Annotated in this window: 22 protein-coding genes; 15 read left to right on the top strand and 7 right to left on the bottom strand. The window is 66.5% G+C overall.

The genetic code is table 11. From position 1 onward, the window contains the following. Positions 1 to 10: 10 nt before the first annotated feature. A complete protein-coding gene (locus MUU56_RS11285; RefSeq protein WP_244767400.1) occupies positions 11 to 784 on the bottom strand; it encodes an ABC transporter ATP-binding protein in 774 nt (257 codons plus the stop codon). 212 nt (positions 785 to 996) lie between these two features. Here MUU56_RS11285 and MUU56_RS11280 point away from each other — a divergent pair, with 212 nt between their 5' ends. The 5 genes from MUU56_RS11280 (at position 997) to MUU56_RS11260 (ending at position 6499) form a co-directional block, all read left to right on the top strand. Continuing rightward, positions 997 to 1875 (top strand): dimethylarginine dimethylaminohydrolase family protein, encoded by an 879-nt coding sequence (locus MUU56_RS11280; protein WP_244767399.1) that lies wholly within the window; start codon positions 997 to 999, stop codon positions 1873 to 1875. Between the two features lie 62 nt (positions 1876 to 1937). After that, on the top strand, positions 1938 to 2576 hold the full coding sequence (locus MUU56_RS11275) for a TetR family transcriptional regulator C-terminal domain-containing protein (RefSeq protein WP_244767398.1): 639 nt from the start codon (positions 1938 to 1940) through the stop codon (positions 2574 to 2576). A gap of 31 nt (positions 2577 to 2607) precedes the next feature. Continuing rightward, entirely contained in the window at positions 2608 to 3798 is a 1191-nt protein-coding gene (locus tag MUU56_RS11270) for a pyridoxal phosphate-dependent aminotransferase (protein WP_244767397.1), read from the top strand. After that, positions 3795 to 5402, top strand: a complete 1608-nt coding sequence (locus MUU56_RS11265; protein WP_244767396.1) for a 5-guanidino-2-oxopentanoate decarboxylase — start codon at positions 3795 to 3797, stop codon at positions 5400 to 5402. The genes MUU56_RS11270 and MUU56_RS11265 overlap by 4 nt, the downstream gene beginning before the upstream one ends. Before the next feature lie 275 nt (positions 5403 to 5677). Then, complete coding sequence (locus tag MUU56_RS11260) at positions 5678 to 6499, top strand: hypothetical protein (protein WP_244767395.1); 822 nt, start codon at positions 5678 to 5680, stop codon at positions 6497 to 6499. Between the two features lie 48 nt (positions 6500 to 6547). Here the strand turns inward: MUU56_RS11260 and mscL are convergent, their stop codons facing one another. Continuing rightward, positions 6548 to 6988, bottom strand: coding sequence for a large conductance mechanosensitive channel protein MscL (gene mscL / locus MUU56_RS11255; RefSeq protein WP_064332380.1), 441 nt, complete (start codon positions 6986 to 6988; stop codon positions 6548 to 6550). Between the two features lie 185 nt (positions 6989 to 7173). On the opposite strand from mscL, the gene MUU56_RS11250 reads away from it, so the two are divergent. Then, a complete protein-coding gene (locus tag MUU56_RS11250) occupies positions 7174 to 10674 on the top strand; it encodes a PAS domain-containing hybrid sensor histidine kinase/response regulator (RefSeq protein WP_244767394.1) in 3501 nt (1166 codons plus the stop codon). 3 nt (positions 10675 to 10677) lie between these two features. Here MUU56_RS11250 and MUU56_RS11245 read toward each other — a convergent pair whose 3' ends face one another. Together MUU56_RS11245 and MUU56_RS11240 are read right to left on the bottom strand one after the other, a co-directional pair. Beyond that, positions 10678 to 11331, bottom strand: coding sequence for a response regulator (locus MUU56_RS11245; RefSeq protein WP_244767393.1), 654 nt, complete (start codon positions 11329 to 11331; stop codon positions 10678 to 10680). A 69-nt stretch (positions 11332 to 11400) separates the two neighbouring features. Next, positions 11401 to 11829 (bottom strand): hypothetical protein, encoded by a 429-nt coding sequence (locus tag MUU56_RS11240; RefSeq protein ID WP_244767392.1) that lies wholly within the window; start codon positions 11827 to 11829, stop codon positions 11401 to 11403. A 109-nt stretch (positions 11830 to 11938) separates the two neighbouring features. On the opposite strand from MUU56_RS11240, the gene MUU56_RS11235 reads away from it, so the two are divergent. The 3 genes from MUU56_RS11235 (at position 11939) to MUU56_RS11225 (ending at position 13869) form a co-directional block, all read left to right on the top strand. After that, entirely contained in the window at positions 11939 to 12286 is a 348-nt protein-coding gene (locus tag MUU56_RS11235) for a DUF952 domain-containing protein (protein WP_244767391.1), read from the top strand. Continuing rightward, complete coding sequence (locus MUU56_RS11230) at positions 12283 to 13371, top strand: quinone-dependent dihydroorotate dehydrogenase (protein WP_398430418.1); 1089 nt, start codon at positions 12283 to 12285, stop codon at positions 13369 to 13371. The genes MUU56_RS11235 and MUU56_RS11230 overlap by 4 nt, the downstream gene beginning before the upstream one ends. Positions 13372 to 13509: 138 nt before the next feature. Continuing rightward, a complete protein-coding gene (locus MUU56_RS11225; RefSeq protein WP_244767389.1) occupies positions 13510 to 13869 on the top strand; it encodes a DUF2934 domain-containing protein in 360 nt (119 codons plus the stop codon). 99 nt (positions 13870 to 13968) lie between these two features. Here MUU56_RS11225 and MUU56_RS11220 read toward each other — a convergent pair whose 3' ends face one another. Together MUU56_RS11220 and MUU56_RS11215 are read right to left on the bottom strand one after the other, a co-directional pair. After that, positions 13969 to 14457: a CAP domain-containing protein gene (locus MUU56_RS11220; protein ID WP_284218428.1), complete on the bottom strand. Its 489-nt coding sequence runs from the start codon at positions 14455 to 14457 to the stop codon at positions 13969 to 13971. Positions 14458 to 14459: 2 nt separating this feature from the next. Next, entirely contained in the window at positions 14460 to 14726 is a 267-nt protein-coding gene (locus MUU56_RS11215; RefSeq protein WP_023512405.1) for a DUF6460 domain-containing protein, read from the bottom strand. Between the two features lie 143 nt (positions 14727 to 14869). Here MUU56_RS11215 and MUU56_RS11210 point away from each other — a divergent pair, with 143 nt between their 5' ends. The 4 genes from MUU56_RS11210 to pdeM all read left to right on the top strand — a co-directional run bounded on the left by MUU56_RS11210 (position 14870) and on the right by pdeM (position 19837). After that, complete coding sequence (locus tag MUU56_RS11210; RefSeq protein ID WP_244767387.1) at positions 14870 to 15811, top strand: class I SAM-dependent methyltransferase; 942 nt, start codon at positions 14870 to 14872, stop codon at positions 15809 to 15811. A gap of 65 nt (positions 15812 to 15876) precedes the next feature. Next, positions 15877 to 16512: a YitT family protein gene (locus MUU56_RS11205; RefSeq protein ID WP_244767386.1), complete on the top strand. Its 636-nt coding sequence runs from the start codon at positions 15877 to 15879 to the stop codon at positions 16510 to 16512. A gap of 55 nt (positions 16513 to 16567) precedes the next feature. Then, positions 16568 to 19093, top strand: coding sequence for a ligase-associated DNA damage response DEXH box helicase (locus MUU56_RS11200; protein WP_244767385.1), 2526 nt, complete (start codon positions 16568 to 16570; stop codon positions 19091 to 19093). A gap of 18 nt (positions 19094 to 19111) precedes the next feature. Continuing rightward, positions 19112 to 19837, top strand: a complete 726-nt coding sequence (gene pdeM / locus MUU56_RS11195) for a ligase-associated DNA damage response endonuclease PdeM (protein ID WP_244767384.1) — start codon at positions 19112 to 19114, stop codon at positions 19835 to 19837. On the opposite strand, the gene MUU56_RS11190 is transcribed toward pdeM, so the two are convergent. Beyond that, entirely contained in the window at positions 19827 to 20228 is a 402-nt protein-coding gene (locus MUU56_RS11190) for a dihydrofolate reductase family protein (RefSeq protein WP_317633291.1), read from the bottom strand. The two genes, pdeM and MUU56_RS11190, sit on opposite strands and share 11 nt — an antisense overlap. Before the next feature lie 269 nt (positions 20229 to 20497). On the opposite strand from MUU56_RS11190, the gene MUU56_RS11185 reads away from it, so the two are divergent. Beyond that, positions 20498 to 21004, top strand: a complete 507-nt coding sequence (locus MUU56_RS11185; protein ID WP_244767383.1) for a winged helix-turn-helix transcriptional regulator — start codon at positions 20498 to 20500, stop codon at positions 21002 to 21004. A 76-nt stretch (positions 21005 to 21080) separates the two neighbouring features. Beyond that, positions 21081 to 21521 (top strand): universal stress protein, encoded by a 441-nt coding sequence (locus MUU56_RS11180; RefSeq protein WP_244767382.1) that lies wholly within the window; start codon positions 21081 to 21083, stop codon positions 21519 to 21521.

Here is a 21521-nt window from a genome sequence, read left to right as displayed (position 1 = left end):
TTTTTGCTTCTCAGTGGATGGAGCTGATGAACTTCTTCAGCCGCTCCGATTTCGGCGACCCGAACAGTTCGTCCGGCGGGCCCTGCTCCTCGATGACCCCGTTCGCCAGGAAGACGACGTGGCTCGCGACATTGCGCGCGAATTTCATCTCGTGCGTCACGAGGATCATCGTGCGCTTTTCCTTGGCAAGATCGCCGATGACGGAGAGCACCTCGCCGACCAGCTCCGGATCGAGCGCGGAGGTGGGCTCGTCGAAGAGCATGACATGGGGCTGGATGGCGAGCGCCCGGGCGATGGCCGCGCGCTGCTGCTGGCCGCCGGAGAGGAAGGCCGGATAGGCATCGCGCTTTTCGTGGAGCCCGACACGGCGCAGCAACGTCTCGGCCCGCTCGATCGCCTCGTCCTTCCTCACGCCGAGCACATGGACGGGTGCCTCGATGACGTTTTCCAGGATGGTCATGTGCTGCCAGAGATTGAAGCTCTGGAACACCATGCCGAGACGCGAGCGCAGGCGCTGCACCTGCTTGCGATCGGCCGGCATCATGCCGCCGTGGCCGTCGTTCTTCATGGCGATCGTCTCGCCGTGGATGGTCACCGAACCGGCACTCGGCATTTCCAGCATGTTGATGCAGCGAAGGAAGGTGGACTTGCCCGAACCCGAACCGCCGATGATGGCGATCACGTCGCCCTCATGCGCGGTCAGCGAAACACCCTTGAGAACGTCAAGCGGCCCGAAGCGCTTGTGCAGGTCCCTGACCGCGATTGCCTCGGCGCGTTCCGTCATCGCGGAGCCGTCTCCAGCGCGCGGAAAATCGATGCATGACCCATGCCAAATTCCCCTGTTTTTCAGCGTTCCCGCGGGCATCTTCGGCCCGTCGTGTCGTCTTATGGAATGCATCGTGGCACTTGTTAAGAAATTATTCAAGCGTATAATAGGCGCATCGCTGACTTTTCCGGCAGCGCCCGTCCAAGATGATTTTCCCTTAGGAGCAGTGAATGACCGCCTACGGTTCGCAGGAAATGTCGGCCCCCCTGATGCGTGTTCTGATGCGCCGCCCCGGCGAGAGCCTGAGGGGCGCCGATGCCGCCAAGTGGCATTACGGCCCGACCTTCGACGGCGCCCGCGCGGTCCACCAGTACAAGGCCTTCGCCGAGCTCGTGGAAAAATCCGGCACCGAGATCATCTGGCTGGAGGACGAGGGCGACGGGCTTGCCGACGCCATGTTCACCCATGATCCCTCGCTGATGTCCGATCACGGCGCGATCCTCCTGCGCATGGGCAAGCCGTTGCGCGTCGCCGAAACCGCGCTGCACGAAAAGGCCTATGCCGAACGCCAGATCCCGATCCTCGGCCGCATCGAGGGCGACGGCACCGTGGAGGGCGGCGACTGCATCTGGCTCGATGCGAAGACGCTCGTCATCGGCCGCGGCGTGCGCACCAACCAGGAAGGCATCGACCAGATCACGAAGATCCTTGGCCCGCACGGCGTCACGGTTCTCGCCTACGACCTGCCGCTCTGGCAGGGCGAGGAAGCCTGCCTCCACCTGATGAGCGTGATGAGCCCGCTGGCGGACGACCTTGCCCTCGTCTTCGCCCCGCTGCTGCCGGCCGCCTTCTACCAGCTGCTCAAGAAGCGCGGCATCCGCCTGATCGAGGCGCCGGCCGACGAATTCCACGCCAGCAACGGCCTGTCGCTCAACGTGCTGCCGACCCGGCCCTACGAGGTCATCATGGTCGAAGGCTTCCCGGCCACCAAGGCGGCGATGGAAGCGGCCGGCTGCACGGTGGAAACCTTCGAGGCCGACGCGCTGTGCATCGCCTGCGAGGGCGGGCCGACTTGCCTGACGCGGCCGGTGCTGCGCCGCGCGGCCTGAAACAGCTCCAGCGGAAGGGGGCAGCCTTGCGTTCGGAATTGCGCAGAGACTAGAGAGGAACCATGGCCCGCCGGACCTTCCATCGCGCCCCCGAGGCCGAACGCCGCCACGACCTGATCGAGGCGACGCTCGACTGCATCGCGGAATACGGCCTGGAGGGCGCGACGGTCCGGCAGATCGCCATCAAGGCGGGCGTGACGGCGGGACTCATCCGGCATTACTTCCAGTCCAAGGAGCACATCCTGCAGGAGGCCTATCGGGTCGTCATCGCCCGGCTCACCGAAAAGGCCGAGCGGGTGACGGGCGATCCGGAAACGCGGCTGCGGGACTTCATCGTCATCAACCTGACGGAACCGGTCGCCAACAGCCGAAGCCTCTCGCTCTGGGCCTCGTTCATCAGCCGCGTCAGCGTCGATCCGGAACTCGCCGCCATCCACCGCGAGGGCTATCTGAGCTTCCGCAACGCGCTGGAGGGCCTGCTCGGCGACTTTCTTGCCGCGCGCGGCGCGGACGCCTCGCCGGAGCGCTGCCGCAGGCTCGCCATCGCGATCAACGGCCTGCTCGACGGACTCTGGCTGGAAGGCTGCCTGGCCGGCGAGCTTTTCGGGGAAAGCGAGCTCGTCGAGATCGCGCTGACCTCGATCGAAACCCTGCTCGGGCTGCGCCTGAGACCGGTCGATGCCGCAGGCACCGACCGATAAACGACACCCAATGGAAATGCGGAGGACGGCCATGCGCTATGCATCCATCACAGATCGGCTTGCCAATCTCGGCTCTGAAAAATGGGCCATCCACGCCGAGGCGCGACGCATGAAGGCCGAAGGCGCGGCGGTCATCGAGCTGACCATCGGCGAGCCGGACGTGTCGCCGGACCCGGCGCTGCTGGCCGAGGCCGCGCGCACCATGCATGCCGGCCGCTACCGCTATTCCAATGGCCGCGGCGAACCCTCCGTGGTCGACGCGCTGGTGCGCAAGTACCAGAAGCGCCGCTGCGACGTGGCCTCCGCCAACGTGCTCTGCTTCCCCGGCACCCAGACCGCCCTCTTCGCCGTCATGCTCGGCCTCGTGGAAGCGGGCGATGCGGTGCTCGTCGGCGATCCGCTCTATGCCACCTACGAGGGCGTCATCCGCGCCACCGGCGCCGAGCGCATCGCCGTGCCGCTGCGCCCGGAAAACGGCTTCCACATGAAGGCGGCCGACCTCGAAGCCGCCATCACGCCGGCCTGCCGGGTACTGCTGCTCAACACGCCACACAACCCGACGGGCGCGGTGCTGAGCGCCACCGAGATCGCCGAGATCGGCGCCGTCTGCCGCAGGCACGACCTGTGGATCGTCTGCGACGAGGTCTATGAAGAGCTCGTCTTCGGCGCGGCCTTCGCCTCCCCCTTCGACAATCCCGACCTTGCCGAGCGCACCATCGTCGTCTCCTCCATCTCGAAATCCCACGCCGCGCCGGGCTTCCGCAGCGGCTGGGCGATCGGCCCGGCGGAATTCTGCACGCGGCTGCTCTCGGTTTCCGAGACGATGCTGTTCGGCGGCCAGCCCTTCATCGCCGACATGACGGCCTATGCGCTCGACAACCCGATCTCGACCGCCGCGACGATGCGCCAGAGCTACAAGGCGCGTGCCGCCCGCTTCGCCGAAGCCCTGTCGCGCGCACCCGGCCTCGTGCCGTTGCCGCCGGAGGCCGGCATGTTCATCGTCGTCGACGTTTCCGAAACGGGCATGAGCGGCGAGGATTTCGCCTGGGCACTCCTGCGCGAGGAACGTGTCGCGGTCATGCCGGGTTCCTCCTTCGGCGAGGAGGCGGAAGGCTTCATCCGCCTCAGCCTGACCGTGCCCGATGCCCATATCGACGAGGCCTGCCGGCGCATCACCGCGCTCGCAACCCGTTCCACCATGCCGAAGGAGCGCCGCGCATGAGCACGAAAACCGTCGGGGAAGTTCTCGTCGACCTCCTGGAGGCGAACGGCGTCGAGGTCGTGTTCGGCATTCCGGGCGTGCATACGGTCGAGCTCTATCGGGGCCTTGCCGCCGCGAAGATCCGCCATATCACGCCGCGCCACGAACAGGGCGCCGGCTTCATGGCGGACGGGTATGCGCGCGTTTCCGGCAAGCCGGGCGTCGCGCTGGTCATCACCGGCCCCGGCCTTACCAACACCATCACGGCGATGGCGCAGGCGCGGCAGGATTCCGTGCCCATGCTGGTCATATCCGGCGTCAACCGGCGCGATTCGCTCGGCCACGGCCGCGGCCTGCTGCACGAATTGCCGGACCAGCAGGGCATGATGAAGACGCTCGCCCTCTATTCGCACACGCTGCTCAATCCCGCCGACCTGCCGCTCGTCATGGAACGCGCCTTTGCCGTGCTGCTGTCCGGCCGCCCCGGCCCGGTGCATATCGAAATTCCGACCGACGTGATGGCGAAACCCATCGAGACCGGCAGCTTCCCCGCCGCGGTCGCCACGCGCCCGCGCGCCGATGCGGAAACCCTGCAGCGCGCCGCCATCCTGTGCACCAATGCCTCGCGCCCCGTCATCCTCGCCGGCGGCGGCGCGGTGACGGCGGAAGAGGAGATCCGCGCCCTTGCGGAGCGCATCGGCGCGCCCGTCGTCACCACCGTCAATGCTCGCGGGATGCTTGCCGGAAGTGCCCTGCGCGTGCCGGCCAGCCCCAGCCTCAAGGCCGTGCGCCGGCTGCTTGCCGATGCCGACCTCGTCGTCGCCTTCGGCACGGAATTCGGCCCGACGGACTATGACATCAATGTCGACAACGGCTTTCCGCGGCTGAAATCGCTGATCCGCATCGATATCGACGCCGCCCAGCTTGCCCGCACGCCGCAATCGGGGCTTTCGATCTTCTCCAGCGCCAAGACGGCGGCGGCCGGCATGCTCGGCTTCCTCGAGGGCCACAAGGCGACAGGCAATGGCGCTGCACGCGCCGAAACGGCCCGCAAGGGGGCCTGGGGCGAGCTGACGGCGAAGATGCAGGCGGAAATCGGCGTCATCGATGCCATCTGGCGCACGCTGCCGAAGGCGATCATCGTGGGCGACTCCACCCAGGCCGTCTATGCCGGCAACTACTATTGCGACGCGACGCGCCCGCGCAGCTGGTTCAACGCCGCGACCGGCTACGGCGCGCTCGGCTTTGCCCCGCCCGCCGCCATTGGCGCGGCCCTTGCCGAGCCGGATGCGCCGATCATCTGCCTTGTCGGCGATGGCGGCCTGCAGTTCTCCCTGTCGGAGATCGGCTCGGCGGCGGATGCCGGCGCGCGCGTCGTCTTCCTCGTCTGGAACAATGACGGCTACCAGGAGATCGAGAACTTCATGGTCGAGGCCGGCATCACGCCGGAAGGGGTGAAACCCTCCGCGCCCGACTTCATCGCCATCGGCACCGCCTATGGCGTGCCCGCAGAACGCCTCGCCGACGTGCGCGACCTGCCGGCCGCGCTGGAGCAGGCAGGCGGCCGCAAGGGCCCGAGCCTCATCGAGATCCACCAGACGAAGACGGCCGGCGCTACGGCCTGATTCGCGGCGGCAAGGCATCGGGCACGCCACCCCGCACGTTCCCGAACGGACCGGCCGACGACGCAAAGCCCGGATATGCCCGGGTTTTCCGGGCGCCGGCGGCGCTGACCGATTCCACGCCTTTGCAAGCCGTCGTTTATTTGTCATGGATGGCGCTGCCGTCTGCCAGCCCTTGCGCCGACGGCCACGGGAACGGACTCGAATACAGGTTGGCGGACCAGCAGGCTTTTCCAGGACCAGTCTATCAAAGGGTGCCGCCCGGTGCGCGGCCTCCCGTGCCCTCGCTCATCCAGAAGGCGCTCGACTGGGTGCCGATGCGCGACTTCGCGGCGGCCCATGTCGGCTTTACCGGCCGGTTCAACCGCGCGACCCGGCGGCTCGACCGCGAGGGCGGCCCGGCCATCCTCGCCGCCCAGGCCCACTTCCATTTCGGCGAACAGCTGGTGATCCCAGTCGCCACCAAACGCCTGACGACCCGGCTGCGCGACAACATCTCCGATCGTGGCCAGCTTCGCTGGATCGGCACACATTTCCTCGACGGCAGCAACTGGAGCCGCGTCGTCGAACCGCTCGACAAATCTTCTTCCCATGCGGAGATCGTCGAACTCGTCGAAACGCGGCAGGATTTTCGCGCGGGGGCACGCTACCAGGCCTATGCCGAGCGCATCAGGGGCGGCGCGACGGTCAAGCGCAACCGCATCGCCCTCGACACGATCGACAAGCTCGACAATTTCTTCGAATACTATCTGGCGCTCATCGCCGACATCGAGAAGAACGGTATCGTGCCGCATTCCGATCTCGGCCTGCGCGGCCAGACCGGCCGGCGCCACCGCTGGACACGCACGTTCTGGCAGGACCTTGCCGAGCGGGACATCGGCGTGGCGATCGGCGCCGACGGGACCCTCATCCGCCATACCAACGGCAAGCACCGCATGGCGGCCGCGCTCACGCTCGGCATCGAGCATATTCCCGTCGAAATCCGGCTCGTGCATGCCGGCTGGCTCATGCGCCGGAGCGAGCGTCTCGGCCTCTCACCGGCCGATGCCCTCGTCGCCACGCTTGAGCAGGCCCGCGCGACGGGCTGGCCCGCACCATAAAAGGCCCGGCAAGCCGAGCCTTTCTTTTGCAAGACAGCTTTGGATGCCTCAGGCGACCGGACGGCTCTTCAGGAGGTCGCGGATCTCGGTGAGAAGCAGCACGTCTTCCGGCGGCGGCGCGGGCTCGGCGGCACCGGCAGCCTTTTCCTTCTCCAGCGACGCGCGCATGCGGTTCACGCCCTTGATCATCAGGAAGATGATCCAGGCGAGGATGAGGAAGTTGATGAATACGGTGATGAAGCTGCCATAGGCGAAAACGGCGCCTTGCTCGCGGGCGGCGGCGAGCGACGAGGCCGTCACATTGCTCGACAGGGGCAGGAAGTAGTTGGAAAAGTCGAAACCGCCCCCGGTCAAGGCACCGACGATCGGCATGACGAGGTCATTGACGACGGATTCGACGATCTTGTTGAAGGCTGCACCGATGATGACACCCACGGCGAGGTCCATGACATTGCCGCGGGCGATAAACGCCTTGAACTCATTGAGCATGAGGGTCTCCTGTTGCTGCAAAGCCCGAGCAACCTAGATTAGTTTTCATGGAGATGGAACTGCGTTCCATCAATATCGACGGGGTTACACACCGCTCCCTTTCATCCTCGACCTTCGACGCAATTTCCTTCCCGTCCGCTTTGGCCTATTCTCGTTTGAAAGGCCGAAGGACTGCGGGAGGAAGCATGCCGGGCTCGCTGATATTCGCCTTGGCGCTCGCCTATCTGCTCCTGCTCTTCGCAGTCGCAAGTTACGGTGACCGGAAGGCAAAACGCACGGGCCGCACATCGAAGGGCCGGCCGCTCGTCTATGCGCTGAGCCTTGCGATCTATTGCACCTCCTGGACCTATTTCGGCGGCGTGGGCCTCGCCACGACCAACGGCCTCGAATTTGCCGGCATCTATATCGGCCCGATCCTGATGTTCACGCTCGGCATGCCGCTCCTGCGCCGCATCGTGACGCTGGCCAAATCCGAGCGCCTCACCTCGATCGCCGACTTCGTCGCCGCGCGCTACGGCAAGAATCCCGGCGTTGCCGCCGTCGTCGCCCTCATCTCGCTGATCGGCTACATTCCCTATATCGCGCTCCAGCTGAAGGCGGTCTCGAGCTCCGTCTCGGCCATGGTCGATACCACCGGCTTCGGCATCGCCGCTTCCGGCGGCCTCATCGACCTGCCGCTGGTCGTCACGCTGTTCCTTGCCTGCTTTGCCATCGTCTTCGGCACGCGCCACACGGACGCCACCGAGCACCAGGACGGCCTCATCCTCGCCATCTCGATGGAATCGCTGGTCAAGCTCGTCGCCATCGCGTCCGTCGGCATCTACGTCATCTACTTCATGTTCGACGGGCTCGGCGACCTCTGGCAGCGCGCGGCGGAAAACGAACGCGTCATGCAGGCGCTGACCTACGAGACGCCGGTCGCGCGCTGGATCCTGCTCATCGTGCTCTCCGCCTTCGCCATCGTCATGCTGCCGCGCCAGTTCCACGTCACGGTCGTGGAGAACCGCACGGCCGGCGAGCTGCGCATGGCGGGCGTCCTCTTCCCGCTCTACCTCGTCGCCATCAATCTATTCGTGCTGCCCGTCGCCATCGGCGGCGTGCTCACCTTCAACGGCCAGGGCGATGCCGACCTCTACGTGCTGACCCTGCCCTTCGCGCTCGACCAGCCCGTCCTGACGCTCATCGCCTTCATCGGCGGGTTCTCCGCCGCCACCGCCATGGTCATCGTCGCCTCGGTGGCGCTCTCCATCATGGTGTCGAACGACATCGTCATCCCGGTCGTGCTGCGGCGCAATCTCATCGGCGGCGTCGAGCAGCAGGACGACCTGTCACGCATGCTGCTGCGCATCCGGCGGCTCGCGATCTTCTTCGTGCTGCTGCTCGGCTATGCCTATTACCGCGCCGCGACCGCCAATGCCGGCCTCGCCTCGATGGGCCTGCTCGCCTTCGCCGCGGCGGCGCAGGTCGCCCCGACGCTGCTCGGCGGCCTCTTCTGGCGCAATGCCAATGCCCGCGGCGCCATGGCCGGCATGATCTCCGGCCTCGTCGTCTGGGCCTACCTGCTCTTCCTGCCGAGTATCGGCGTCGCCGACAATGCCTATATTGCCGAAACCGTGCTCGGCTTCCTGTTCCCCGGTGCGACCATCTTCACCGGCGAGAACGCGGACCCGCTGGTCAACGCCACGCTGCTCGCCATGATGGTGAACATCGGCGCCTATGTCATCGGCTCGCTCACCCGCAACCCGACCTCGCTGGAACGGCTCCAGGCCGGCACCTTCATCCGTCCCAAGCCGCGTCTCGAACGGGCCTTCCGCGGCCGGCGCACCAAGGTGACGGTCAAGGATCTCAAGACCACCATCGCAAAGTATCTCGGCGAGGAGCGCATGCAGCGTTCCTTCCATACCTATGAGCGGCAGGTCGGTCGCTGGCTGGAGGACAATTCGCCGGCCGATGCCGCCATCGTGCACTTTTCCGAACAGCTGCTCGGCAGCGCCATCGGCTCCTCCTCCGCCCGCCTCGTCCTGTCGCTCGTGCTCCAGCGCATCGATGACACGCCGACGGATACGGACTGGCTGCTCGACCAGGCCAGCGAGGCCCTGCAATACAACCAGGACATGCTGCAGACCGCGCTCGGCCAGATGGACCAGGGCATCGCCGTCTTCGACAGCGCCGGCAACCTCACCGTCTGGAACCGCCGTTTCCGCCAGTTGCTCGACCTGCCGGAATATGTCGGCCAGGTCGGCTTTCCGCTTTCCGACATCGTGGAAATCCTCGTCGAGCGCGGCGATATCGCGGAGGAGGACCGCGAGGCCGCGGTGACGCGCACCATGACCTTCGACGAACCCTTTGCGCTGGTGCTTTCCGGCGGCGAGCGCATCATCGAGGTGCGCACCAATGCCATGCCGGAAAAGGGCTTCGTCTCCACCTATACCGACATCACCGACCGCGTGGCGGCCGACCGGGCCCTCAAGCAGGTCAACGAGACGCTGGAACAGCGCGTCGCCCAGCGCACCGCCGAGCTCACGCGCGTCAACACGGAACTCGCCGAAGCGCGCGCGGCCGCCGAGGAGGCGAATATCAGCAAGACGCGCTTCTTCGCGGCCGCCGGCCACGACATCCTCCAGCCGCTGAACGCCGCCCGCCTTTACTCCTCCTCCCTCGTCGAACGGCTCGGGGAGACGGAGAACCGCCAGATGATCCACAACATCGATTCCTCGCTGGAATCGGTGGAAGCCATTCTCGGCGCCGTGCTCGACATTTCCCGCCTCGACACCGGCGCGATGAAGCCGCGCGTGCAGACGGTGCCGCTGAAGGACCTCCTGAAGCGCATCGAGACCGATTTTGCGCCCATGGCGCGGGCGAAGAGCCTGAAATTCACCGTGCTCCCCTCCTCGCTCGCCATCCGCACCGACCCGAACCTCCTGCGCCGCGTCGTGCAGAACCTCGTCTCGAACGCCATCAAGTACACCAATTCGGGAAAGGTCCTCGTCGGCGTCCGGCGCAAGGGCGGGCACGCCTATATCCAGGTGCTGGATTCCGGCATCGGCATTCCCGCCTCGAAATTCCGCACCGTGTTCAAGGAGTTCGCCCGCCTCGACGAGGGTGCGCGCACGGCACCGGGCCTCGGGCTCGGGCTTTCCATCGTCGATCGCATCTCGCGCGTGCTGTCGCATCCGGTCGAGCTGCAATCGACGCAGGGGCGCGGCACCAGCTTCAAGGTGCGCGTGCCGATCGATGCCGTCGCAAGCCGCCACGTCGCCGACAAGCCCGCCGCGCTGCCGGCAAGCGACGAACCGCTCAAGGGGCTGCGCGTCCTCTGCGTCGACAACGAGCCGAAGATCCTCGACGGCATGCGGCTGCTGCTCTCCGGCTGGGGCTGCGCGGTGACGCTCGCCGAATCGGTGGCCGCGGTCGAGGCGCTGGCCGCAGCCGGCACCCCCGCCTTCGATGCGGTCATCGCCGACTACCATCTCGACGACGGCACCGGCATTGCCGCGATCGGAAAGCTCCGGGCGGCGCTCGGCCGGCAAGTCCCGGCCCTGCTCGTCACCGCAGACCGCACGCCGGACGTGCGCGCCGAGGCCGAGCGCGACACTATCCTCGTGCAGAACAAGCCCGTCCGCCCCGCCTCCATGCGGGCCTGGCTGACGCAGCTTTCGACGACGCAGCGGGAAGCGGCGGAGTAGGTCTCAGGCGGCGGCCTGGGCGCTGCCGATCTTGCCGAGCTGGATGACCGCCTGGGTACGGCTGTCGACGTTGAGCTTCAGAAGGATGGCAGAGACATGCGCCTTGATGGTCGCCTCGGAGACGCCGAGCTCATAGGCGATCTGCTTGTTGAGCAGGCCTTCGGCGAGCATGGCGAGCACGCGCGACTGCTGAGGCGTCAGCGTACGCAGGCGCGCGATCAGGTCCGCCACCTCGCTGTCCTGCTCCGGCCCGCGCACATAGCCGCCGGGCGTGTAGATATTGCCCTCCAGCACCGAGCCTATGCCCTCGCGGATATCCTCGATGGAGGCGGATTTGGAGATGAAGCCGGATGCGCCGAGATCGAGGGCCCGACGGATGGTAACCGGGTCGTCGCTCGCCGAGACGATGACGACGGGAAGGCTCTGGAATTCCGCTCTCAGCGAGATCAGGCCGGACAGGCCGCTGACGCCGGGCATGGCGAGGTCGAGCAGCATGAGGTCGGCGTTCGGATGGTCGGCGGCCGCCTTGCGCGCCGCCTCGAAATCGCCGGCCTCGACGATATCAGGATTGCCCGCCATTCCGGTCAGCGCCTGTTTCAAAGCGCCGCGGAACAGCGGATGGTCGTCCGCGATGATGATCGTGAGTGCCGATGCCATGCGCTCCCTCCCCGGAGTAGACGGACCCGCGACGGACACAGCACGGCCTTGGCCGGCGAAGAATGTCCGTCAGGTCTTCTGCGGGATCGCGTCCTTCCCGGGGGCGGTTTCCTCCTCACCCTCCTCCAGGTTTTTCACGATGCCCATGAACCTTTGCATCATCTTTTCCATGATGGTCATGGTCCGGTCAATCTCTTCATCCGTGGGTAGCGACGGTTTTGCGGCCGTCTCGCCCGTCACGCCGCCTTTTTCCAGCGCCTCGACGCGCTTGGTGAGGAGGTCGAGCTCCTGTTCGAAGGCCGCGCGCTCATCCGCCGCCATGCGGCAGACGATCTGGCCCTCCTGCTCCCGGCACAGCGAAACCTCGCCCGTCGCGGTGTCGAGGCGGACAAAACCGCCGTCCGTCTTCTCCATGCGGTAGCGTCCCTCGCCCTCGGCCTGGGCGGAGCCCGCCACGAGGGCGGCGACGAAGATGAAAGGCAGAGCGTGAATTCGCATGCAAAATCCTCCAAGAGCCGGTTTGCGGGCCTGTCGCCGGTGGACATTCGCCGTTCTTTGCGGCAAGCGCTACCGTTGAAAAACAGCAGCCATTGGAGGAACGGACGAGATGGCCAAAACAATCTACAAGATCGTTCCGGCAAGTCTGTGGCAGAAGGCGAAGGCGGCCGGGATTTTCGAGGGCGCCGCCATCGACCTCTCGGACGGTTTCATCCATTTCTCCACCGCCGTGCAGGCGAAGGAGACGGCCGCCCGCCATTTCGCCGGCCAGACCGACCTCCTCCTCGTCGCCGTCGATGGCGAGGCGCTCGGCGAAAGGCTGGTCTACGAACCCTCGCGCGGCGGCGACCTCTTCCCCCATCTCTACGCCGCCCTTCCGCTCTCCGCCGTGCTCTGGGAAAAGCCCCTGTCGCTCGGCCCGGACGGCGCCCACCAGTTTCCGGAGATGCCGCTCTGATGTCGCTCTTTTCCACCCTCGGCCGCAAGGGCCTCTTCCTCTTCGATCCCGAAACCGCGCATGGCCTGTCGATCGCCGCGCTGAAGGCCGGTCTCGTGCCCGCCTGCCCGGCCAAGGCCGATCCGCGCCTCGCGCAGACCGTCGCCGGCCTTGCCTTCCCCAACCCGCTCGGCATGGCCGCGGGCTACGACAAGAACGCCGAAGTGCCGGAGGCCCTCCTGCGCCTCGGCTTCGGCTTCACCGAGATCGGCACCGTCACCCCGCGCCCGCAGGAGGGCAATCCGAAGCCGCGCATCTTCCGCCTCGTGCAGGACGATGCCGTCATCAACCGCCTCGGCTTCAACAATGCCGGCCATGCGGCGGCGCTGGACCGCTTGAAGGCCTGCCGGCGCGATGCGTTGATCGGCGTGAACATCGGCGCCAACAAGGACAGCGCCGACCGCATCGCCGACTATGTCGCCGGCATCCGCACCTTCTACGACGTGGCACACTATTTCACCGCCAACATCTCCTCCCCCAACACGCCGGGCCTGCGCGACCTGCAGGCCAAGGAAAGCCTGCATGCCCTGCTGTCCGCCGTGCTCGCCGCGCGCGCCGAGGAGGCGGCGAGACTCGGCCGCCATGTGCCGGTCTTCCTGAAGATCGCGCCGGACCTCACCGAGGAGGGCCTCGACGACATCGCCGAAGTGGCGCTCGCCCATCCGCTCGACGGCCTCATCGTGTCCAACACCACGCTGTCGCGCGAAGGCCTCGGCGACACGCGCCAGGCCGGCGAGGCGGGCGGGCTTTCCGGCAAGCCGCTCTTCGAGAAATCAACCGTGGTGCTCGCCAAGATGCGCCGGCGCGCCGGCGAAAGCCTGCCGATCATCGGCGTCGGCGGCGTCTCCAGCGCCGAGACGGCAGCGGAGAAGATCCGCGCCGGCGCGAACCTCGTGCAGCTCTATTCCTGTATGGTCTATGCCGGTCCGACCCTGCCCGGCGGAATCGTGAAAGGCCTCTCGCGCATTTGTGATCGCGAGCAGATCGCCTCGATCTCCGCGCTTCGCGGCACGCGCACCGCCCATTGGGCCGATCGCGCCCTCTGACCGCCACACGGGAACCATAGTCCTCCTGAAGGGTTTCGTTCCTGCGGGTGGAGTGTTCGGCAAAAGCCGATTCGCATCGACGGTAGCCTGCACCGATCCCGCCCATAACGGCCAAAAAGGCCAGGAAGGGACGATATCATGGATGATCACAACGAACGGATCCGGCAAAGGGCCCATGAAATATGGGAAGAAGAAGGCCGCCCGGAAGGCCGCGAATATTCCCACTGGCTGCGCGCCAGGGCGGATGTGCGCGAGGAGGAAGGCGAAGTGTCGATCTTCGCAAGGAGCGGGCTCATTCTGCGCCCGGACATGCATCCAAGCGAGGAATTGGAACGAACCAGCAAATCTGACATCGCTCGAAACACGCTTCCGCCCGGCACCGTGCCCGAGAATCCGACAGCGGAAAATCCCGACCGCATTGCGCGCCTGAAGCCGGCACGGCCCCGAAAGCCGCTTGATGCGCGCGACATCGACACGCAGCTCGACCAGCCCTTTTGAGGGGCCGAGCGCTCGGGTCGGGGATAATCCCCGGCCCGGTCCAAAAAACTACGGGCCGGCTGACTTCCGCAGGCGATCATCTCGAAGGGATCAGCCCGCTCAGCTTGACAGGACCATCGCCCAATAGGGCCGGTTGCCGGACGCGGGATTGGAGACGACAGCGACGCCCAGGCCGCGATAGCCCGTTCCGAGCATGTTTTCCAGGTGCTTCGGCGAGCGATACCAGGCATCGAAGGCTTCCGCCGCGCTGTCCTGCCCGGCCGCGATGTTTTCCGCTGCCGGCAGCGGCACCTCCATGCCCTTCATGCGCTTCAGGAAATTCGCGCCGAAGCCGATATTGTGCTCCATCCTGCCCGCGCTCGCCATGCGGCTTGCCTGGTCCATGGCCGCGCGCTGCGCCGCCTTGTCTAGGGAAAGCGGCGAGAGGCCGCGTTCGGTCCTGATCTTGTTGACGAAGGCGAGCGAGGCCGGCGTCTGGTCGCTGCCGGTGCCGGCCGACGGGGTCAGAACGCCGGTGGTGGAACAGCCCGCGGCGAGCACGGCGACGGACGCCGCGGAGGCGGCAAGAAAGGCACGACGGGACATCATGGTCAGCGACGGTAGCTCAGGACGCGGATGAGGATGAAGACGGGCACGACGATGACGGCGCCGAGCAGCAGGTAGTCGCCCAGACGGCCCAGCGTCTTGAAGCCGGTGTTCCACAGATCGACGATGAAATCGCGCACGGCAAAGAGGATGTCGTCCGGATAGAGCCCGAAGATCGACATCAGGAAGCCCACGGCCACCGACAGGATCAAAAGCTTGATGATCACGCGGATCGGTGTGTCGCCGAGGAACCCGTTCACGCCATTCGACATCGATTGATTCTCCAAAAACTCGTGTCCATCCAGATAAGCCGTCACCGGTTCCGCGGCAAGCAAGGGGCTCCCGCGAGAATTCGCTTGCCTTTTGCCGCGGCCCTGCCATGTAGCGCCGTCCGTTTTTCCGTTTTCGAGCCCCCATGACGAGCCCGCACTTCTCCTCCGGCGATCTCATCGCCGACCGCCGCGCCGATTATGCCCGCATGTTCGCGGAATCGGGCGAATTCGCGGAGGCTGCGGAACTCATGGAACAGGCGCTCGAACAGGTGCCCTCCTGGGCCGCCGGCTGGTTCCGGCTCGCCGAATATGCGGAGAAATCGGGCCGGAAGGAGGCAGCGACGGCCGCCCTTCAGAAGGTCGTCGCCCTCGACCCGGCCGATATCTTCGGCGCCGGCCTGAAACTGGCCGTGCTGGGCGCTGCCGAAACGCCCGCCGCGCCCTCCACCGCCTATGTCGAGCGGCTCTTCGACGACTATGCCGACCGCTTCGACACCGCCCTCGTGCAACGGCTCGACTATACCGTGCCGCAGACGCTCGCCCGGCTGGTGCGCCGGCATGCGGGCGAGGATGCATATTTCGGCCTCGTCGCGGATATCGGCTGCGGCACCGGCCTCCTCGGTGTGGAACTGCGCGCCAGCGCCGGGCGGCTCGAGGGTTTCGACCTTTCCGCCGGCATGCTGGCCAAGGCGGAGGAGAAAGGGGTCTACGACCATCTCGCGCAGGCCGACCTGTCGCTGCCGGCCGCAGAGAGCGGGCTTTTCGCCGCTGCGCCGGAGGAACGGGCCGACCTCGTCGGCGCTGCCGACGTGCTGATGTATCTCGGCGACCTCGCCGAGGTCTTTCCGAGCGCCGCGCGCCTCTTGAAGGCCGGCGGCGTCTTCGCCTTTTCCGTCGAGGACGGCGGGACGGGCGATGCACCGTTGCTGCGCCCGTCACTGCGCTATGCCCATCCGGAACGCTTCATCCGCCAAAGGGCCGAAGAAAGTGGCCTTGCCATCCTCGCCGTCGAGAAAAGCGTGATTCGGCAGGATGCCGGCCAGCCGGTGCACGGGCTGCTCTTCCTCGCACGGCGCGAAGCCTAGCCGAAGGCAGCGCTTGCGCCGGCCATTGCGCCCTATACAACAAAAGAAACCCTCGGAGATCTGGCATGGACGGCGACAAGCGGCGCTTCGGCTTCTGGAATCCCACTCCCACCCGCCATACGCCGCTGGAAGACGCACAGGGCCTGTTCGCCAGCAGCATGATCGCCGCGCTCGGTCTTGCCCTGATGGGCAGCGCCGGACTGGTAGCCAGCGGCACCGCCGGTGTCGCCTTCGTGCTGCACTACCTGACCGGCGTGAGCTTCGGCGTCTACTATACCGTCGTGAACATCCCCTTCTATATCCTGGCGCTGAAGCGCCTCGGCTGGGCGTTCACGATCAAGACCGTGCTCGCCGTGACGATGACCTCGCTGATCACCGAGCTGCAGCCGCATTTCGTGACGATCGAGAGCATCGATCCGATGTGGACGGCGGTGCTGGCCGGCATCCTGCTCGGCTTCGGCCTGCTCGGCCTCTACCGCCACCGCGCCAGCCTTGGCGGCATCGGCGTGCTCGCGGTCTACATGCAGGAGCGTTTCGGCATCCGCGCCGGCCTCGTGCAGCTCGCCTTCGACGTCGTCGTGCTCATCGCGGCCTTCTCGGTGGCTGCGCCCTTCATCGTGCTCTGCTCGGTGGTCGGCGCGCTCGTGCTCAACCTCTTCCTGACGGTCAACCACCGCGCCGACCGCTACATCGCCATGTGAGGCTATTTTTCGGCGGGCCGCTTCACATTCGTCCGGCGCTCACTAGCTTAGGCCGGTGAGCACCGTCGATTCCACCACCGGCCCCAGCCTCCTGCCCGCTGCCTTCACCGCCTGGTTCTCGGCCAGGGGATGGCAGCCGCGTGCGCACCAGATGGAGCTCCTTGCGCGGGCGACGGCGGGCGAAAGCCTGCTGCTCATCGCGCCCACCGGCGCCGGCAAGACGCTCGCCGGCTTCCTGCCGGCCCTCACCGACCTGACGCGCCGCGGCAGGATCCCGCCCGGCAGCGCCTTCACCGGCATCCACACGCTCTACATCTCGCCGCTGAAGGCGCTGGCCGTCGATATCGAGCGCAACCTTATGAAGCCCGTCGAGGAGATGGGTCTACCCATCACCATCGAGACGCGCACCGGCGACACGCCGCAGGCCAAGCGCCAGCGCCAGCGCCTCAATCCGCCCGACATCCTGCTGACGACGCCCGAGCAGGTCGCCCTGCTCATCGCCAACGGCGAGGCGCCGCGCTTCTTCAAGGACCTGAAATACGTGATCTTCGACGAGCTGCATTCGCTCGTCACCTCCAAGCGCGGCCATCTCCTGTCGCTGGGGCTCGCGCGGTTGCGCCGTCTTGCCCCCGGCCTTCGCACCATCGGCCTTTCGGCCACCGTCGCCGAGCCGATGGACCTGCGCCGCTGGCTGGTCGCCCAAGAGCCCGGCGAGACGCGGCATGCCGGCCTCGTCACGGCGCCGGGCGGGGCGCGGCCGATCATCACCATCCTGAAGAGCAAGGAGCGCGTGCCCTGGTCCGGCCATTCGGCGAAATATGCCATGCCGGAGGTCTACGAGGCGATCCGCGACCACAAGACGGCGCTGCTCTTCGTCAACACGCGCAGCCAGGCGGAAATCCTCTTCCAGGAGCTCTGGAACATCAACGAGGACACGCTGCCGATCGCGCTGCACCATGGCTCGCTCGATGTCGGCCAGCGCCGCAAGGTGGAAGCCGCCATGGCGGAAAACCGCCTGCGCGCCGTCGTCGCCACCTCGACGCTCGATCTCGGCATCGACTGGGGCGACGTCGATCTCGTCATCCATGTCGGCGCGCCGAAGGGCGCCTCGCGGCTTGCCCAGCGCATCGGCCGCGCCAACCACCGCATGGACGAGCCGAGCCAGGCGATCCTGGTGCCCGCCAACCGCTTCGAGGTGATGGAGTGCCAGGCGGCGCTGGACGCCAACTATCTCGGCGCGCAGGATACGCCGCCGGTGGGCGACGGCGCGCTCGACGTGCTCGCCCAGCATGTCCTCGGCATGGCCTGCGCCGCGCCCTTTAACGAGGATGCGCTGTTTGCCGAGATCACCGCCGCCGCGCCCTATACCGGTCTGCCACGGGAAAAATTCGGCCGTATCGTCGCGTTCGTCGCGACCGGCGGCTACGCACTGAAGACCTATGAACGCTATGCCCGCATCCGCAAAACGCAGGACGGGCTGTGGCGTGTTTCCAATCCGCAGGTCGCCCAGCAATACCGCCTCAACCTCGGCACGATCGTCGAGATGCCGATGCTGAACGTGCGCATGGTCAAGCGCGGCGCCAAGGGCGCGATCGGCCGCAGCGGCGCCTCGCTCGGCAAGGTGGAGGAATATTTCCTCGAAATGCTGGCGCCCGGCGATACCTTCCTCTTCTCCGGCAAGGTGCTGCGCTTCGAAGGCATCCGCGAGAACGAATGTCTCGTCTCCCAGGCCTTCTCGCTTGATCCGAAAGTGCCGGCCTATGCCGGCGGCAAGTTCCCGCTCTCGACCTATCTCGCCGACCAGGTGCGCAGTATGCTGGACGATCCCCACCGCTGGGGCGGGCTGCCCGAGCAGGTGCGCGACTGGCTGGCCCTGCAACGGGACGTCTCCGCCCTGCCGAAGCGCGACGAATTGCTCATCGAGACCTTTCCGCGCGGCAGCCGGCACTACATGGTCGCCTATCCGTTCGAGGGGCGGCTGGCGCACCAGACGCTCGGCATGCTGCTGACGCGCCGGCTGGAGCGCGCCGGCCGCCGGCCGCTCGGCTTCGTCGCCACGGACTATTCCCTTGCCGTCTGGGCGCTCGACGATCTCGGCTACAGTTTTGCGGTGGAGCGCCCGTCGCTCGCAAACCTCTTCGACGAGGACATGTTGGGCGACGACCTGGAAGCCTGGCTCGACGAAAGCTTCATGCTGAAGCGCACCTTCCGCAATTGCGCCGTGATTGCCGGGCTTATCGAGCAGCGCCATCCGGGCAAGGAAAAGACCGGGCGGCAGGTCACCGTTTCCGCCGACCTCATCTACGACGTGCTGCGAAGCCACGAGCCGGACCACATCCTGCTGGAAGCCACGCGCAACGATGCGGCGGCGGGGCTTTTGGATATTCAGCGATTGGGCGATATGCTGGCGCGAATCAAGGGCCACATCACCCACCGGCGGCTGACCCGCATATCGCCGCTCGCCGTGCCGATCATGCTGGAAATCGGCAAGGAGCCGGTAGCGGGCGAGGCACAGGATTCTCTGCTGGCGGAAGCGGCGGAGGACCTGATCGCCGAGGCGATGGGCGAGGCGGCCATCTGAAGGGATTGAACAACAGGTATGCAGAGGCTTGCGCTGGCATCGGCGAAGATCGAGGATTTCGGCGCCGTTTCGGCCCGCACCGTGGTGGCGGGCGTGGAAGTGGTGTGCGATCCGCTCGGCGCGCTCTACCTGCCGGAAACCCGCCTTCTCGTCGTCTCGGACCTGCATCTGGAAAAGGGCGCGGCCTTCGCGCGACGCGGCATGATGCTGCCGCCCTACGACACGCTCGCCACGCTCAAGGTGCTCGAAGCCGTCATCGCCCGGCACGATCCGGCGATCGTCGTCAGCCTCGGCGACAATTTCCACGACCGCGTCGGCTCGGCCCACCTGCCGGACATTTTTCGCGTGAAGATCACGGAGCTGGCGCGCGGGCGCGACTGGATTTGGATCAACGGCAACCACGATCCTGATGGGACGGTGGACCTGCCGGGCCAGTCGGCGGACGAGCTGCACTATGCGGGCCTCGCCTTCCGGCACGAGCCGTCGCTGATTTCCCCGGCCGGCGAGATCGCCGGGCACCTGCACCCGGCCGCCACCGTCATCCGCCGGGAGAAGGCCGTGCGCCGACCGTGTTTCGCGACCGACGGGCGGCGCCTCCTGATGCCCGCCTTCGGCCTGATGACGGGCGGCCTGGATCTGCGCCACAGGGCGATGACCGGCCTTTTCGAGCGGCCGAACCTCGTCGCGCACATGCTCGGCCGCGACCGCATCTATTCGGTGCGCTTCGCCAACCTTATCGGCTGACGGCCTGCGGCGCATAACGCACCAGCACCGTGCCGTTTTCGAGCGGCCTCGCCTCGAGCAGCGTGAAATCGCGCCGTGTTCCCTCCTTGAAGAAGGGCGTGCCCTTGCCGAGCTGCACCGGGACGACTGCCAGCATCACCTCGTCGACAAGCCCGGCCTCCAGCAGCGAATCCGTGAGGTCGGCGCTGCCGAAGACGTAGATCGTCTTGTCGAGCGTCGCCTTGCGGGCCGAAAGCGCCGCGACGATGTCGGCGGTCACCTCGGTGTTGTTCCAGTCGGCGGCGGTGATGGTGCGCGAGGCGACGAGCTTCGGCAGGGCGTTCATGAAGGCCTTCACGGCCCCCTCGTCCTCGGTCGTCGTCCAGTAGGCCTTCATGCCCTCATAGGTCACGCGGCCGAAGACCAGAAGACTCGCCGACGTACCGAAATCGGTGCTGAGCTTCTCCAGCTCCGGACCCCCGGCTGTGGAAGTCGAGGTCCCATTTCTTCTCGCCCTCGAAGAAGCCGTCGAGCGTCACGAGATTCCAGATGATTACCCTTGCCATCGTCCTTCCCTCCCTTGCGGGCCGTCTGCCGCGCGCCTTTAAACCAGTTGCGAACTGCAACTGGTTGATGGATAGCGAAACCGATTGTAATGTGCAAGCAGTTTTGGAGAATCCGATGAAAGACACCCGCCGCTCCGGCTGCCCGATCAACCTGACGCTCGAAATCCTCGGCGACCGATGGAGCCTGATCGTGCTGCGCGACATGATGTTCGGCAATCGCCGCCATTTCCGCGAACTCCTGACGAAATCGGAGGAAGGCATCGCCTCCAACATCCTGGCGGACCGGCTGCGCCGCCTCGTCGACGAGGGTGTTGTCAGCAAGGCGGACGATCCGAGCCACAAGCAGAAGGCGCTCTACAGCCTCACCGAAATGGGCATTGCACTGGTGCCGGTCTTCGCCATGATGGGGGCCTGGGGGCGGCGCTTCCTGCCGGTGACGGAGGACCTGTCGATCCGTGCGGAGCTGCTGGAAGAGGGCGGCCCGCCGTTGTGGGCGGCTTTCATGGACGAATTGCGGGCCATCCATCTCGGCGCGCCGCGCCCTGTCCGCTCGGTCTTCAATGAGCTGCAGGCCGCCTATCAGGCGGTCGTCGCCCGCCGCGCCGCCGCAGCCGATGCTTGACGAAAGCGTCGCGGTTGATTTCCATCAAGGCAGCACCGGACGCCGGTTCTAGTCTGGGCAAAAAGGAGGCTGCACCATGTACAAGCATATCCTCATCCCCACGGACGGGTCGGACCTTTCCAACGCCGCCATCGACCAGACGCTGCAGCTCGCCAGGACGCTCGGCGCGAGGGTGACGGCGCTGACGGTGGCCGAACCGCTGCATTTCCTGCCCGTGACCCCCGGCGCGACCGCCAGCCTCAGGACGGATTACGAAGCGCATGTGAAGGAGGACGGCATCCGCATCCTCGGCGCCGTCGAGGCGAAGGCGAACGCCGCAGGCGTGCCGGTCGAGACGCTGCAGGTGACGGCCGGCGACGCCTGGCAGGCGATCGTCGACACCGCCAAGGCAAAGGGCTGCGATTTGATCGCCATGGCCTCGCACGGCCGGCGCGGCGTCAGCGCCTTCCTGATGGGCAGCGTCACGACGAAGGTGCTCAGCCACGCCAAGGTGCCCGTCCTCGTCTACCGCTCCTGA

It is taken from the genome of Shinella yambaruensis (assembly GCF_022899355.1).
GTDB classification, from domain to species: domain Bacteria; phylum Pseudomonadota; class Alphaproteobacteria; order Rhizobiales; family Rhizobiaceae; genus Shinella; species Shinella yambaruensis.
The sequence above is the reverse complement of the archived record's forward strand: the minus strand, read 5'-3'. Positions and strand labels throughout refer to the sequence as shown.

Coding starts and splice junctions, on each gene's coding strand:
- MUU56_RS11285 (WP_244767400.1), bottom strand. CDS start 784: ATGACGGAACGCGCCGAGGCAATCGCGGTCAGGGACCTGCACAAGCGC.
- MUU56_RS11280 (WP_244767399.1), top strand. CDS start 997: ATGACCGCCTACGGTTCGCAGGAAATGTCGGCCCCCCTGATGCGTGTT.
- MUU56_RS11275 (WP_244767398.1), top strand. CDS start 1,938: ATGGCCCGCCGGACCTTCCATCGCGCCCCCGAGGCCGAACGCCGCCAC.
- MUU56_RS11270 (WP_244767397.1), top strand. CDS start 2,608: ATGCGCTATGCATCCATCACAGATCGGCTTGCCAATCTCGGCTCTGAA.
- MUU56_RS11265 (WP_244767396.1), top strand. CDS start 3,795: ATGAGCACGAAAACCGTCGGGGAAGTTCTCGTCGACCTCCTGGAGGCG.
- mscL (WP_064332380.1), bottom strand. CDS start 6,988: ATGCTCAATGAGTTCAAGGCGTTTATCGCCCGCGGCAATGTCATGGAC.
- MUU56_RS11250 (WP_244767394.1), top strand. CDS start 7,174: ATGCCGGGCTCGCTGATATTCGCCTTGGCGCTCGCCTATCTGCTCCTG.
- MUU56_RS11245 (WP_244767393.1), bottom strand. CDS start 11,331: ATGGCATCGGCACTCACGATCATCATCGCGGACGACCATCCGCTGTTC.
- MUU56_RS11240 (WP_244767392.1), bottom strand. CDS start 11,829: ATGCGAATTCACGCTCTGCCTTTCATCTTCGTCGCCGCCCTCGTGGCG.
- MUU56_RS11235 (WP_244767391.1), top strand. CDS start 11,939: ATGGCCAAAACAATCTACAAGATCGTTCCGGCAAGTCTGTGGCAGAAG.
- MUU56_RS11225 (WP_244767389.1), top strand. CDS start 13,510: ATGGATGATCACAACGAACGGATCCGGCAAAGGGCCCATGAAATATGG.
- MUU56_RS11220 (WP_284218428.1), bottom strand. CDS start 14,457: ATGATGTCCCGTCGTGCCTTTCTTGCCGCCTCCGCGGCGTCCGTCGCC.
- MUU56_RS11215 (WP_023512405.1), bottom strand. CDS start 14,726: ATGTCGAATGGCGTGAACGGGTTCCTCGGCGACACACCGATCCGCGTG.
- MUU56_RS11210 (WP_244767387.1), top strand. CDS start 14,870: ATGACGAGCCCGCACTTCTCCTCCGGCGATCTCATCGCCGACCGCCGC.
- MUU56_RS11205 (WP_244767386.1), top strand. CDS start 15,877: ATGGACGGCGACAAGCGGCGCTTCGGCTTCTGGAATCCCACTCCCACC.
- pdeM (WP_244767384.1), top strand. CDS start 19,112: ATGCAGAGGCTTGCGCTGGCATCGGCGAAGATCGAGGATTTCGGCGCC.
- MUU56_RS11185 (WP_244767383.1), top strand. CDS start 20,498: ATGAAAGACACCCGCCGCTCCGGCTGCCCGATCAACCTGACGCTCGAA.
- MUU56_RS11180 (WP_244767382.1), top strand. CDS start 21,081: ATGTACAAGCATATCCTCATCCCCACGGACGGGTCGGACCTTTCCAAC.